At 63.3% G+C, this 13,719-nt stretch carries 13 protein-coding genes; 8 read left to right on the forward strand and 5 right to left on the reverse strand.

What is annotated here, in order from left to right:
* From KSS94_RS23060 to KSS94_RS23075, 4 genes are read right to left on the reverse strand one after another with little or no spacing between them, the layout of a single operon-like run.
* The gene (locus KSS94_RS23060) at window positions 1-783 is read right to left on the reverse strand and encodes a YaiO family outer membrane beta-barrel protein (protein WP_217840354.1); all 783 of its coding nucleotides are present in this window, start codon (window positions 781-783) and stop codon (window positions 1-3) included.
* Between the two features lie 17 nt (window positions 784-800).
* Window positions 801-1,397: a hypothetical protein gene (locus KSS94_RS23065; protein ID WP_217840355.1), complete on the reverse strand. Its 597-nt coding sequence runs from the start codon at window positions 1,395-1,397 to the stop codon at window positions 801-803.
* Window positions 1,384-2,523 (reverse strand): glycosyltransferase family 2 protein, encoded by a 1,140-nt coding sequence (locus KSS94_RS23070; RefSeq protein WP_217840356.1) that lies wholly within the window; start codon window positions 2,521-2,523, stop codon window positions 1,384-1,386. Before KSS94_RS23070 ends, KSS94_RS23065 begins: the two co-directional genes overlap by 14 nt.
* 7 nt (window positions 2,524-2,530) lie before the next feature.
* Complete coding sequence (locus tag KSS94_RS23075) at window positions 2,531-3,151, reverse strand: PIG-L deacetylase family protein (protein ID WP_225935914.1); 621 nt, start codon at window positions 3,149-3,151, stop codon at window positions 2,531-2,533.
* 290 nt (window positions 3,152-3,441) lie between these two features.
* On the opposite strand from KSS94_RS23075, the gene KSS94_RS23080 reads away from it, so the two are divergent.
* The 4 genes from KSS94_RS23080 (at window position 3,442) to KSS94_RS23095 (ending at window position 8,337) form a co-directional block, all read left to right on the forward strand.
* Window positions 3,442-4,497, forward strand: coding sequence for a Rieske 2Fe-2S domain-containing protein (locus KSS94_RS23080; RefSeq protein ID WP_217840358.1), 1,056 nt, complete (start codon window positions 3,442-3,444; stop codon window positions 4,495-4,497).
* Window positions 4,498-4,511: 14 nt separating this feature from the next.
* Complete coding sequence (locus tag KSS94_RS23085; RefSeq protein WP_302471815.1) at window positions 4,512-5,870, forward strand: FAD-dependent oxidoreductase; 1,359 nt, start codon at window positions 4,512-4,514, stop codon at window positions 5,868-5,870.
* A 194-nt stretch (window positions 5,871-6,064) separates the two neighbouring features.
* Window positions 6,065-6,997, forward strand: a complete 933-nt coding sequence (locus KSS94_RS23090) for a LysR family transcriptional regulator (protein ID WP_217840360.1) — start codon at window positions 6,065-6,067, stop codon at window positions 6,995-6,997.
* Between the two features lie 161 nt (window positions 6,998-7,158).
* Window positions 7,159-8,337: an MFS transporter gene (locus tag KSS94_RS23095; protein WP_217840361.1), complete on the forward strand. Its 1,179-nt coding sequence runs from the start codon at window positions 7,159-7,161 to the stop codon at window positions 8,335-8,337.
* Window positions 8,338-8,438: 101 nt separating this feature from the next.
* On the opposite strand, the gene KSS94_RS23100 is transcribed toward KSS94_RS23095, so the two are convergent.
* Window positions 8,439-9,428: a Fic family protein gene (locus KSS94_RS23100; protein WP_217840362.1), complete on the reverse strand. Its 990-nt coding sequence runs from the start codon at window positions 9,426-9,428 to the stop codon at window positions 8,439-8,441.
* A gap of 202 nt (window positions 9,429-9,630) precedes the next feature.
* Here KSS94_RS23100 and KSS94_RS23105 point away from each other — a divergent pair, with 202 nt between their 5' ends.
* The 4 genes from KSS94_RS23105 (at window position 9,631) to KSS94_RS23120 (ending at window position 13,691) form a co-directional block, all read left to right on the forward strand.
* On the forward strand, window positions 9,631-10,020 hold the full coding sequence (locus KSS94_RS23105; protein ID WP_217840363.1) for a YybH family protein: 390 nt from the start codon (window positions 9,631-9,633) through the stop codon (window positions 10,018-10,020).
* Window positions 10,021-10,106: 86 nt separating this feature from the next.
* Window positions 10,107-11,606: a purine-cytosine permease family protein gene (locus KSS94_RS23110; protein WP_217840364.1), complete on the forward strand. Its 1,500-nt coding sequence runs from the start codon at window positions 10,107-10,109 to the stop codon at window positions 11,604-11,606.
* A 13-nt stretch (window positions 11,607-11,619) separates the two neighbouring features.
* Window positions 11,620-13,050: an aldehyde dehydrogenase family protein gene (locus tag KSS94_RS23115; RefSeq protein ID WP_217840365.1), complete on the forward strand. Its 1,431-nt coding sequence runs from the start codon at window positions 11,620-11,622 to the stop codon at window positions 13,048-13,050.
* Window positions 13,051-13,436: 386 nt separating this feature from the next.
* Window positions 13,437-13,691 (forward strand): hypothetical protein, encoded by a 255-nt coding sequence (locus KSS94_RS23120; protein WP_217840366.1) that lies wholly within the window; start codon window positions 13,437-13,439, stop codon window positions 13,689-13,691.
* The last annotated feature ends 28 nt before the right edge of the window (window positions 13,692-13,719 follow it).

Below are 13,719 nucleotides of genomic sequence, written 5' to 3' on the forward strand. Positions count from 1 at the left end.
TCACCAGCGGTAGGTGACCCCCAGCTTGCCGGTCAGGGCTTTATAGTCGCTAGTCGGGGTGTCGAACCACTCCTGCGCCAGCCCAACATTCAACGTAGTGCTCTGGGTAACAGGCTGAACCCGGTTCAATGCGATGGATTTGTGATCGCCTTTCTGCACGACAGGCGACCAGTCATATTCATGTACCGACGTTCCTTGCCCGAACCAAAGTTGAGTAGAGCCTGCCCCCTGACGGTCCTTGAGTTTGACCGTGATCAGATGACCATGGCTGTTATCGATTCCCGACAGGTTGGAATGCGTATAGCGGTAGCGCAGCATGATCCGATCGAAGTAGTAGGCAGTAGAGGCATACCAAGCGTTGGACTCAACCCCACCCGCATACTTGGTATGCTTGGCGCCTACGGAGACCAACGTATTTTCGAATGCCTTGTATGAGAATTCCTGATCGTATTGCCGCGTGGCGAACACGGGATCATCTTTCGAGAAAGCCAGGTGGGTCCGTGTCGAGAGCTTATCGCTCCAGTGACGATAAAAGGTCCCCGACAAGCCGGCATCATTGAAGGAAGCACCCTTCTCATATTCCCGGGAGCCGCCAAATGCCTTCAACACCACGGTATTGACGCCAAACCGGTGCCCGTACTCGGCCCACAGAATATCGCGCTCGCCGAAATCCCCCGAATAATGGGTATGTGACAGTTCTGCCGTCACCCAACTGTCCGCTGCCTGAACCGAAGCAGACCCGATCAGGAGAGCGACAAAAGTAAGACGTGGTACTTTTTTCATTAATAGCCCTTATAAACTTAAAACTGCTCAAGCTGTTGCTTGATTCGGTAGCGCCCTGAAGGAAGATTTTTTTCAATGACGAGGCCGGGTGCAAACAACGACCCGGGAGCCACCATCCGCCCCGGCAGCACAATTGTTTGAATGCCTAATGAAGCACCTGCACCGATAAAGCAGCCAAGTTTTTCCATGCCGGTATCCACCAGCTCCCCACCCAGCCACACCTTGACTGCTTGGCGATCAAGCCGGTGATTACTGGTACGTACTTGCGCACCTAGATAAGCTCCGTGTTCGATCTTGCTATCAGCCACAAAGCACTGGGGACCAATGGATACATCACAACCAATAATGGCATTCTTTATTTCAACGCCAAATCCCAAACGGACGCCACTTGCCAGCGAGGTGGAACCGCGAATCATCGAGTAGTTACCGACCCTGCAATTTTTACCAATGACGACAGGGCCCTCGATATAAGCACCATGGCAGATGATGGCGCCCTCCTCTACGCGGACAGAGCCCACGAGCATAGCGGTAGGCGCAACCTTGGCATTCGGATGAATATAAGCTTCTAGCCTTTCAAACTTAGATGCCTGCCGTTGCAGCTCAACCCACCACATGCGAATACCGCGTCGGCTTATCACGCACAGGCTCTCGCCCGGTCAACAGTCCCTTAATACCGTGAATGATCCATATACTGTAAGACAACAAAACATAGATGATCGAAAGCGGCGCCAACGGTATCAGCCAGAACCGCCGATGATGGATAGCACTGATCAAGCCCAACATTGAAACAACCAGCATCCACAGCAAAGGGAACAGCGCCAGTGCTACTCCATACATCGCACCATGCGTTATCACCGAAGCGCTCCAGACAATTGAATAACTTACGACACCGTAAAGCACGACCAGCATCATCGGCAGGATGCTCATCACGCCAAATCGTGTGAGCAACAGGCGCCGATGCAAGCGCATACAAACCGCATAGCCGACAATCCAGCGTCGCCACCGCTTCCACTCCTCCCCAGGTCGGCTGCACTCTTGTGGATACACCACACAGCGATTGACCTGACGCACCTTGTAGCCGTTCGCGACCAGGGTCCAGGTCAGGTCCAGGTCCTCCACTTTGGTACGGTCCGAGAAGCCATGCGTGCGCAGCACCTCGGTCTTGAACATGCCGCATGCGCCAGAGATGATGAAGGGTGCGCCGCCGAGCAACTGTTGGAATGTCCGTTTGATGGCAATCATCGGAAACTTCACTGTTGCCCGGATATTGGGTAACAATCCCGCGCCCCGCAAATTGGAAGAGGGGATTCCACCGACGGCATCCGCCCCTCTCTCGATTTCAGCCAGCAGATAACCCAACCCGTTGCTGTCAGGGGCGACATAGGTATCGGCGTCCGTGAGAAACACCTGCGCAGCCGTCACATGTTTCAAGCCATTCATCAACGCCCCGCCCTTTCCGGTGTTGGGCTGATGAACCACTACCAAGCGATCGCCGCAATCAGCCAACAAGCGGACCAGCACATCGGCAGTCCCATCGGTGGAGCCATCATTGACACAGATCACACGCTGGACATAGGGGTTGAGCAATAAGTTACGGACTGACTGTTCCAGGCAGGGTGCTTCATTGAACGCGGGAATTATCACATCGATCGAATGTAAACGTTCGCTGGGTTTTCGCCGTAGGTGAAATACAAAGTAAATTACCACCACCAGGCACATCGCAAAAAAAAAGAATTCCACGCAAACCTCATAAGACAAACTTGTAAGGGACAAATCCCTCGCTCGGCCCAAGGCCTACTTGATGACCACGAAATTGGGCATTACACCTCACTTGCTGTTCACGCATGTAAGGGCGGTGCGCCTGACTGGCATGGCATTGCAGCGCAGAGACCTTGAGCGCCATAAAATCTTCGACAGGTTCGAAAACCACCGGCATGAAGTTTGGCCAGGCGCTCGGGGTTTCATAACTCAATATTTGCGATATACCGCGGCAAGCCACGATGCTGGCCTCATACACGGCACGGTGATCCTGATGGCGATCATGTTCGAACATTGTGTAGACGCGGTCCGGCTTGAAGTCCGCGCATTGCGCTTCGATGATCGCAATGATGTTTGACATGACTTTGGGTAATGACGTGTCCGGCAGGCGGGCCTGCACGACATCCGTCACACCCAGAATATGCAACGCCGAACGGGTTTCAGTACAACGGTCATGTAAACCTCTTTCGGCCCCGTGAAATCCCTCCGAAAGTACCAGCGCCCGTACACGCACACCGGCGGCAACCAACTTGGCCAAGGTTGCACCACAACCGAGTTCGAGGTCGTCCGGGTGTGCACCTATCGCAAGAACACTCCTAACACCCAACATATCTGCCACTCATCACGCTATGCCATCGACTCATTTCACCGGGAAACTGAAACCTGGTATGTAAGAAAATCCGGAAACAACGCGAATCATGATGAACTGCTAAAAACCTTTGCCCGCGGATACGCGATACCGTGGTCGTGAACTTTCCCCGCGATGCTTTGCGGCATAACAAAAGTCATATGTTGCACATGCGCCTGCGCCCATGGGTCCAGCCGCGGCAACTCCCTAGCATGTCTCCTGCACACACGGCCCGGCCCCAAGCGCCCGGCTGCCGTCAAAGGAGAACAACAATGAACACCGCCGTCATCGCCTGCCAGGACATCACCTGGAACCCCATCACCCGCTCCAGCACCTTCGCCCCCCACGACCGCGAAATCCTCACCCAGCACTGGCACCCCGTGGCCTTCAGCGCCGAAGTGGGCGACACGCCCTACGCCGTCACCCTGCTCGACGAACCCATCGTGCTGTACCGCGCCGGCGGCAAGCTCAACGCCGCCCGCGACATCTGCAGCCACCGCGGCGCGCCGCTGAGCAAAGGCTGGGTGCAGGGCGAGAACATCATCTGCCCCTACCACGGCCTGCACTTCGGCACCGATGGCCGCTGCACGCGCATCCCCTCCGAACCCAACGCCAACCTGACCGAACGCCACCGCATCCAGATGTACCGCGCCCGCGAAGAGTTCGGCCTGGTATGGGTGCTGATGGCCGGCGACGACGCGCCCTTTGCGCAGATGCCCACCTGGCACGACAGCAGCTACCAGCGCATCCTGCCGCCGTCGATCGACATCGCCGCCTCCGCCGGGCGCCAGGTCGAAGGCTTCATCGACGTCGCCCACTTCGCCTGGATTCACCACGAAGCCTTTGCCGAGCGCGACAACCCGGTGGTGCCCAGCTACCGCGCTGAAGTGACGCCGTACGGTGTGCATGCCGAGTACACCAGCACCGTCAGCAACTTCCCCAAGAGCCTGCAGCACCGCGCGCCGGAGGGCTTCGAATGGAAGCGCACCTTCGACGTGTACGCGCCCTTCACCGCGCGCCTGGCGGTCAACTTCCCCGAGCCCGCGCACCAGCTGGTGATCCTCAACGCCGCCAGCCCGATCTCGGCGCGCAAGACCCGCATGTTCTGCGCCATCACCCGCAACTTCGACCACCACCTGCCGCTGGACGACGTGTACGCCTTCAACCGCCAGGTGTTCGAAGAGGACCGCGACATCGTCGAACTGTGCCGCCCCGAAGACCTGCCGCTGGACCTGTCGCTGGAAATTCACATCCCCGCCGACCGCTCCTCAACTGCCTACCGCCGCGCCCTCAGTGCCCTTGGCCTGGGCCGGGCGTTCACCAGCTGAGAGGAGCGATGAACATGTACAAGTGGGAATGTCTGGTGTGCGGCTTCTTCTACGACGAAGCCGAAGGCAGGCCGGAAGACGGCATTGCGGCGGGCACTTGCTGGGAAGACGTGCCGGATGACTGGTACTGCCCGGAGTGCGGGGTGGGCAAGGCCGACTTCGAGATGGTTCGCCTGCCGCAGGGCGCTACCCCGGCGCCTGCGGCGCAGCCTGCACCCATCGTCATCATCGGCTCGGGCCTGGCCGGCTACAGCGTGGCCCGCGAGCTGCGCAAGCTCGACAGCGCCACGCCGCTGGTGATCCTCAGCCGCGACAGCGGCGAGTTTTACTCCAAGCCGGCGCTGTCCAACGCCTTCCAGACCGGCCGGCAGGCCGAGCAACTGGTCACCTCCAGCGCGCAGCAGATGGCCGTGCAACTCGATGCCCAGGTCCGCCCCAACAGCGTGGTGGAGCGTATCGACACGGCCACGCAGCAAGTCTTCATCGACGGCCAGCCGCTGGCCTACAGCGCGCTGGTGCTGGCCCTGGGCGCCGACGCCCGGCGCTTGCCACTGGCCGGTGACGGCGCCCAGGCCATGGTCACGGTCAACGACCTGGATGATTACCGACGCTTTCGCCAGCAGGTCGGCCATGCCAGCCGCCTGGCCATTCTCGGCGGCGGCCTGATCGGCTGCGAGTTCGCCAACGACCTGTGCCACGCCGGCCATACGCTTACCCTGATCGACCGCGCCAGCTGGCCCCTGAGCCGCCTGTTGCCGGCCGAAGCCGGGCAAGAGATGGCCAACGCACTGGCCTCCATCGGCGTGAACCTGGCCTTCGGCAGTGCACCGGTCGCGGTCAATCGGACGGGCGCTGGCCTGCGCCTGCTGCTGGAGGACGGGCAGGCCATCGACGTGGATTACCTGCTGTGCGCCATCGGCCTGCAGCCACGACTCGCGCTGGCCGAGGCTGCGGGTATCGAGGTGGCCGGCGGTATCGTCACCGATGCCTGCCTGCGCACCAGCGCCCGCAATGTCTATGCCCTGGGCGACTGCGCGCAGGTGCACGGCCTGGTGCTGCCCTATGTGGCGCCTATCCTGCTGCAGGCGCGCGCCCTGGCCCGCACCCTGGCCGGCACGCCGACGGCGGTGGCCTACCCCGCCATGCCGGTGACCATCAAGACCAGCGTGCTGCCAACCATCGTCGCCAGCCCGCAAGACAGCGCCGGGCAATGGTCCACCGAGTTGGTTGGGCGGTGTGACAAGGGCCTGGCCAACCTGCGTGCGGTGTATGAAAGCCCGCAGCGGCAGATGCTGGGGTTCGTGCTGATGGGGGAGACGACGCAAGAGAAGGCGCGGCTGCTCCAGGGCCTGCCTGACTGGCGGCCGGCCTGAGCCCGGGGCCTGTTGGTTGCAGGCCCGGCCCTATCGCCGGCAAGCCGGCTCCAAAAAAGAATCGAATAACCCCTGTAGGAGCCGGCTTGCCGGCGATAGGGCCAGGCCTGCCAACTGCATCCCATCGACCCACCCTCATTAATCGCTATATAGTTTTGTAAATAACGATAATCACAACGCCCCTCGAGGCAACCGTGCCAAACGCCCTGCCCCACTGCGACGCCCAGTTGATCCGCACCCTGCACACGCTGCTCACCGAGTGCAGCGTGTCGCGTACCGCCGAATTGCTGGGCCAGAGCCAACCGGCCACCAGCGTGGCCCTGCGCCGGCTGCGCGAACTCACCGGCGACCAGCTGCTGGTGCGCAGCGGCCGGCGCATGGTGCTGACCAGCCACGGCCTGTCGCTGATCGAACCCGCAGCCCAGGCACTGGCCGGCATCGAGCGGATCCTGCACCCGATCGACCTGTTCGACCCGGCCACCACTCAGCAGACCTTCTGCATCAGTACCCCCGACTACCTGAGCGTGTTCTTCGTGCCGGCGATCATCGAGCGCTTCAACGCCCAGGCCCCCGGCGCTACCCTGGAGTTCCGCCACCTGCAGGCCGAAGGCGGCTACTCCCGAGGGCTGGAGGACGGTTACCTGGACCTGGTGATCGGCAACTGGCGCAGCCCCGCCGAGCATCTGCACCTGCAACCGCTGTGCGACGACGACCTGGTCTGCATGATGCGCCAGGCCCACCCCATCGGCCCCGGCGAGCTGACCCGTGAGGCCTACCAGCAGGCCGACCACCTCGGGGTAATGACCCACAACCCCACAGGCCCCGGCACCATCGGCGCGGAGCTTGCGCGCAACGGCCTGGCGCGGCGCGTCACCACCACCCTGCCGTACTTCTGCATCGCCCCCTACGCGCTGGTGAAGTCCAACCTGATCTTCACCACCACACGCTCCTTCGCCCGGCATTACGCCGAGCTGCTGCCGCTGCGCATCGAGCCCTTTCCGGTGGCGGCCAAGCCGTTGCGTTACTACCAGCTGTGGCATGCCCGCAAGCACCGCTCGCTGGCCTCCAAATGGCTACGCAGCGTGGTGCTGGACGCCGCCCTGGCCATCGCCGCCGAGCCCGACTGATTACCGGCCCTTCACCCGACGCACGCGAGCGACTAAACTCGCACGGCTTGAACCGGGATAACCGAAGCACTGCCTCGAAACCCGATGGACCTGACCTCGCCGGTCAGCCGTCGGGGCCAATGGGTCCGGACCACGGCCGGCCTGTTTATCGGAGGCAACACATGAACCCGCGTATCTGGCTGCTGGCCCTGGCAACCTTCGTCACCGGCATGGCCGAAAACATCACCGTTGGCATTCTCCCGGCCCTGGCCGACGGCCTCGACGTCCCCCTTGGCGTCGCCGGGCAACTGACCACAGTCTTTTCCTTGAGCTTCGCCCTCGCCGCGCCCTTCTCGCCCCTGCTCACCCGCCGCCTGCCGCTGCGCCGCCTGCTGTGTGCCGCACTTGCCGTGTTTGCCCTGTGCAACCTGCTGGCCGCCCTGGCGCCGGGCTATACCGCGCTGCTGCTGGCGCGCCTGGGCATGGCCGCCACCAGCGCCCTGACTTGCCTGGTGTGTACGCTGATGGCCACGCGCCTGGTGCCCGATACCCTGCGCGGGCGCGCGATCGGGGTGATTTTCATGGGTATCTGCAGCTCGCTGGTGCTGGGGGTGCCCGCCGGCATGCTGCTGTGTGACGTGCTCGGCTGGCGCGGGGTGTTCGTCGGCCTGAGCGCCCTGGCGGCGCTGGTGCTGCTGATGGCCTGGCGCGGCCTGCCGCAACTGCAGGGCAGCGAGCCGATTGCCCTGGCCAGCTACCTGCGCCACCTGCGCGATGGCCGGCTGGTGGCGGCGCAGTTGGTGTCGCTGCTGATGATTGCCGGGCACTTCACCGTGTTCGCTTATCTTGCGCCCTACGCCCAGCACATCGCCAAGGTACCGGCCGCCTGGCTGGCGGCGGTATTTGCCGCGTTCGGCATTGCCGGTGTGGCGGGTGGTTACGTGGGCGGCTGGATGGCTGACCGCCTAGGCGCCGGCAAGGCCATCGTGCTGGCGCCGCTGCTGTACTTGGCCAGCCTGCTGGTGCTGCCGTTCTGCGCAAGCACGCCGTGGTTGTTCATCCCGGCGATGATGCTGTGGGGGGCATTGAGCTGGACCACCTCGCCGGTTGTACAAAGCTTTTTGGCCAGCCGTGGCAACGACACCTTCCCGGCCGGCATGAGCCTGAACCTATCGGCGATGCACCTGGGTGTAGGCTTGGGCTCGGCCATCGGCGGGGCAGTGATCGGCGCAGCGTCGCTGGCCCACACGCCATGGGCCGGGGCGGCGCTGACCGTGCTGGCGGCAGGGTTTGCCGTGCGCTCGGTCAGAGGGCCCCATCGCCGGCAAGCCGGCTCCTACAGAGACCGCGTCCCCCTGTAGGAGCCGGCTTGCCAGCGATGGGGACGGGCCCGAAACCCGGAGTCTTCGATTGCTGCTGCCGGCCCTATCGCTGGCAGGCCAGCTCCTACAGTTGAGCGGATTCAGCCCCGTGAACGACGGTACTGCTGGGCCGGGCTACGCGGTGAGGCCGGGTCGGTCATTTCGATCAAGCCGGCGTCCAGCGCAGGCTTGAGATAGTTAGCCCGGAAAGTGGCACGGTGGGCCAGCTGCAAGCGCGACATCAGCTCGTTTGCCCTCAACGCAACCCCTGGCTGCAAGACTTCGAGCAACCGCGCTACTTGGTCGGTTACTTGGTCGGTTACTTGGTCGGTATGCCCTGCCTCGACCAGCGCCTGCAACAGGGCCTGCAACATGAACTCCACGAACGGCGTAGCCTCGCCCGCCTGGTCCGCAGCGGCCAAAGCCGCGTAATAGGACTCCTGCTGCGCACAAATCACCGACTCCACCGGCAGATAAGCCAGTACCGGGCGCCACCGGCTCAGTATCAGTGTCTGCCACAAGCGGCCCATGCGCCCATTGCCGTCAGCGAAAGGGTGGATGAATTCGAATTCGTAGTGAAAGACGCAGCTGCTGATCAACGGATGCCAATCACTCGTGCCCAGCCACGCCAGCAAGTCATGCATGAGCGGCTGCAACCGGCTGGCAGGTGGCGCCATGTGCAACAGACGTTGACCGCGGTAAATGCCCACACCACCCTGGCGAAAATGCCCGGCATCATCAATCAGGCCCATCATCAGCCGTTGGTGTGCAGCCAGCAGATCGGCTTGGCGCTCGGGGCGCCAGCCCCCCATCGCCTCGTAGGTAGCGAATGCGTTGCGCACTTCCTGGATTTCACGTGGCAAACCAAGCACGCGCTTGCCCTCAAGCACAGCCGTTACCTGCTCGACGCTCAAGGTATTGTTTTCAATCGCCAGCGATGCCTGGATGGTGCGTATGCGATTGCCCCTGCGCAGCTGTGGTGTAAGGGCTGTCTCGCGGTGAGCCGTGAGCACCCCGACTCGTTCACTGATACCCGCCACCATCGCCAGCATGGGCGTTGTGAGGGTCAAAGGTGGCTGATACTTGCTCATGGGTTGTTTCCATCGGTTCCAGTGGCACTCGACCAAGCGTCTCGAGGCTGCCGACACATTAGCCAGTGATGCCTGCGGGGTAAAGCGCCCGCATTGGTTCATAAATTCCTGAACTGATTATTTGCCCCAGCCGATTTGTCCCCCCGCCCGCCGCCACCAGAATCGCTTCATCAACAATCACAATAACCGTGAGGCCACTCCCGTGGACCAGACACTCCAGGTACGGCAGGCTGCCGCCGACCTCGTAGCCGCCTTCGCCAGCAACGACACCGCCCGCTACTTCGCCTGCTTCAGCGAAGACGCCACCTTCCTTTTCCACACCTTGCCCCAGCCGCTGCTGTCGCGCCGTGCCTATGAAGAAGTCTGGGCCGGCTGGCAGGCCGAAGGCTTTGCCGTGCTCGGCTGCCAATCCAGCAACGTGCAGGTGAGCCTGCAAGGTGATGTGGCGATCTTCATGCACGACGTGGCCACACGCATTCGCATTGCCGGTGAAGAACACGCGCTGAACGAGCGTGAGACCATCGTGTTCCGCCAGCACGGCGAGCGCTGGCTGGCATGCCACGAGCACCTGTCGGTCGCCTCACCCGCCTGACCCTTTGAAAGCGGCCTTGCCGCACTGCCATCGCACCCACAACAAGGCCTGCCACAGGCCGACAACACTCGCGCTGGAGCACCACCATGAGCCACTCGACCGGTATCGAGACCAATGGCGTCGAACAGATCCCCGACGATCAACGCGACGCCGCCCCGCTGGACCTGTTCCGCCTGATCTTCGGCGGTGCCAACACCTTCGCCACCGCCGTGCTCGGCAGCTTCCCGGTATTGTTCGGGCTGTCGTTCCAGGCCGGGGTCTGGGCGATCTTGCTGGGGGTTGGCGTGGGCGCGCTGATCCTTGCGCCCATGGGCCTGTTCGGCGCCCTCAACGGCACCAACAACGCTGTGTCGTCCGGCGCGCACTTCGGCGTGCACGGGCGCATCGTCGGCTCGTTCCTGTCACTGCTGACTGCCGTGGCGTTCTTCTCGCTGTCGGTGTGGAGCTCGGGTGACGCCCTGGTGGGCGGCGCCAAGCGCCTGGCGGGCCTGCCGGAAACCGACCTGACCCTGGGCCTGGCCTACGGCCTGTTCGCGGTGCTGGTGCTGGTGGTGTGTATCTTTGGTTTCCGCTTCATGCTGTGGGTCAACAAGATTGCCGTGTGGGCCTCGAGCCTGCTGTTTCTGCTGGGCATCTTCGCCTTTGCCGGGCCGTTCGATGCGGGCTACGCCGGCAGCGTCAACCTGGGCCAGGCGGGCTTCTGGGCGGCCTTCGTCGGCGCGGCCATTCTGGCCATGAGCAACCCGGTGTCGTTCGGCGCCTTCCTCGGTGACTGGTCGCGCTACATCCCCCGCGCCACACCCAAGCGCCGCATCATGCTGGCGGTGATCGCCGCGCAAGCCGCCACGCTGATCCCGTTCCTGTTCGGCCTGTGCACCGCCACCCTGGTGGCCAGCCAGGCACCGGACTACATCGCCGCCAACAACTACGTCGGCGGGCTGCTGGCGATTTCGCCGGGCTGGTTCTTCCTGCCGGTATGCCTGATTGCAGTGATCGGCGGCATGTCCACCGGCACCACGGCGCTGTACGGCACAGGCCTGGACATGTCCAGCGTGTTCCCGCGCCTGCTCAGCCGCGCCGCGGCCACGCTGCTGATCGGCGTGCTGGCCATCGGTTTCATCTTTGTCGGCCGCTTCACCTTCAACCTGGTACAGAGCGTATCGACCTTCGCCGTGCTGATCATCACCTGCACCAGCCCGTGGATGGTGATCATGATCCTCGGCCTGATCACCCGTCGCGGCTTCTACCACGCCGACGACCTGCAGGTGTTCACCCGCGGCCAACAGGGCGGTCATTACTGGTTCAACCATGGCTGGAACTGGCGCGGCATGGGAGCGTGGGTTCCCAGCGCGGCGGTGGGCCTGTGCTTCGTCAACCTGCCGGGGCAGTTCGTCGGCCCGCTGGGCGAACTGGCCGGCGGCATCGACCTGAGCCTGCCGGTGACCCTCGGCATCGCCTGCGTGCTGTACCTGATCTTGCTCAACCTGTTCCCTGAACCGGCTGGCGTGTATGGCCCCAAGGGCCCGCGCTGGGTGCGCTGCAAAAGCGTGCCGGTACAACCTGTGACCACTGCCGAAATGGCCTGACCGGAATTTGCCCATGACCACTCCCCACTTCATCGACGGCCGTTGGGTCGAAGGCCAGGGCAGCGACTGCATCGTTGTCCACGACCCCTCCAGCGGCCAGCCGTTCGCCGAACTGATGGCCGCCAGTACCGGCCAGGTAGACCAGGCCGTAGCCGCTGCGCGGCGCGCCCTGGCCGGCTGGAAAACCGTCACGCCTGCTGAACGCGCCGCCTACCTGCGCGGCTTTGCCGAACAGCTCGGCCAGCGCCGTGACGAACTGATCGCCCTGCAGATGCGCAACAACGGCAAGCCGCGTTTCGAGGCCGAGATCGACCTGGACGATGCCATCGCCACCTTTGCCTACTACGCAGACCTTGCCGAGCAACTGCCCGGCAAAAACCGCGACGTGCCCCTGGCAGCGCCGGGCTTCACTGCCCGCACACGCCTCGAGCCGGTGGGAGTGGTCGGCCTGATCGTGCCGTGGAACTTCCCGCTGGTGACCAGCGCCTGGAAGCTCGCCCCGGCCCTGGCTGCCGGCTGCACGGTGGTGCTCAAGCCCTCCGAAGTGACCCCGCTGGTGGAGCAGGCCTACGGCCAGATCGCCGAACAGCTGGGCCTGCCCCCAGGCGTGCTGAACATCGTCAATGGCAAGGCCGAAACCGGCGCCGCCCTGAGCGGCCACAGCGGCCTGGACAAGCTGTCGTTCACCGGCAGCAACGGGGTTGGCAGCCAGGTGATGCGCGCCGCTGCCGCGCAGTGCCGGCCGGTAACCCTGGAGCTGGGCGGCAAGTCGGCCATCGTGGTGTTCGACGATTGCGACGTCGACCAGGCGGTGGAATGGATTGTCGCCGGCATCACCTGGAACGCCGGGCAGATGTGCTCGGCCACCTCGCGCCTGCTGGTGCAGGACGGCATCGCCGATGCGCTGCTACCGCGCCTGCAGGCTGCGCTGGAGCAGTTGCAGGTGGGTAACCCGCTGCTTGAAGAGGTAGGCATGGGCCCGCTGACCAGCCAGGCGCAGTGGCTGAAGGTGGCCGGCTACTTCGCCACCGCCCGCGAAGAAGGCCTGAAATGCCTGGCCGGCGGCCAGGCGCTGGACCGCGACGGCTGGTTCGTCAGCCCCACTCTGTATGTGGATGTGCCCACCAGCAGCCGCCTGTGGAGCGAGGAAATCTTCGGCCCGGTGCTGTGCGCCCGGCGCTTTGCCAGCGAAGCCGAAGCCATCGCCCAGGCCAACGACAGCCGCTTCGGGCTGGTGGCCACCGTGTGCAGCGCCGACCTTGAACGCGCCGAACGCGTGGCCGATGCGCTGGAGGTGGGGCATGTGTGGATCAACTCGGTGCAGGCGGTGTTTGTCGAGACTTCGTGGGGTGGGACCAAGGGCAGCGGGATTGGCCGCGAGCTTGGGCCTTGGGGGCTTTCGGGGTATCAGTCGGTGAAGCATGTGACGCGGTGTTTGGGGTGATCCCCGTCTAGTCATTGGGGAAAGCCCGCTCCCACGCCGGTCCAATGCCCCTCTCCATCCGTAAGACATTTCCGAACCTGAAACAAAGTGCTTCAAAGCCCATCAGCTTGGGAATTACCCTACCCGCGCTGCCGACGCTTCTGCATTGTCGATCATCACCAGAAGGACTAACTTCCCCGGGTCGTCGTATGGCGACCGGGTGTGAGAGCCTGCCGTCGTCGAAATGAAGCACGCAGCACTGCCATGGCAGCTGTGCGCGGGCAGGCCCAGGCCTGGCCGGCATTTGCTCATTTCGACCGGTCTCTCACCCCGCGTACGGCTGCCACCCTCATCCTGTGAGAGGGGTCTGGAGGCGGCACCCTTTTCAATCGAAATGAGTGCATTCCATGAAAAAGATCGTACTCGACCCACCCACCACAAAATCCGCACAACGCCCCTTCTTCACCATCAACCACGACATGCCCGCCGCCGAGGCGCTGGTCCACGCGATCCAGCTGATGCGCGGGATCGAAGACACCATCGATGAATACTGCTGCGCCCTGGCCGGGGAGCCGGGGTTGGGGATGCTGGTCAATGCCGCGCACAACGTGCAGATGGGGCGGGCGTTGGCGGAGCATGCGTTGAAGGCCGGGCAGGGCTGAGCTGGGATTCATCGCCAACCGCTACACC

It is taken from the genome of Pseudomonas fakonensis (assembly GCF_019139895.1).
GTDB lineage: Bacteria > Pseudomonadota > Gammaproteobacteria > Pseudomonadales > Pseudomonadaceae > Aquipseudomonas > Aquipseudomonas fakonensis.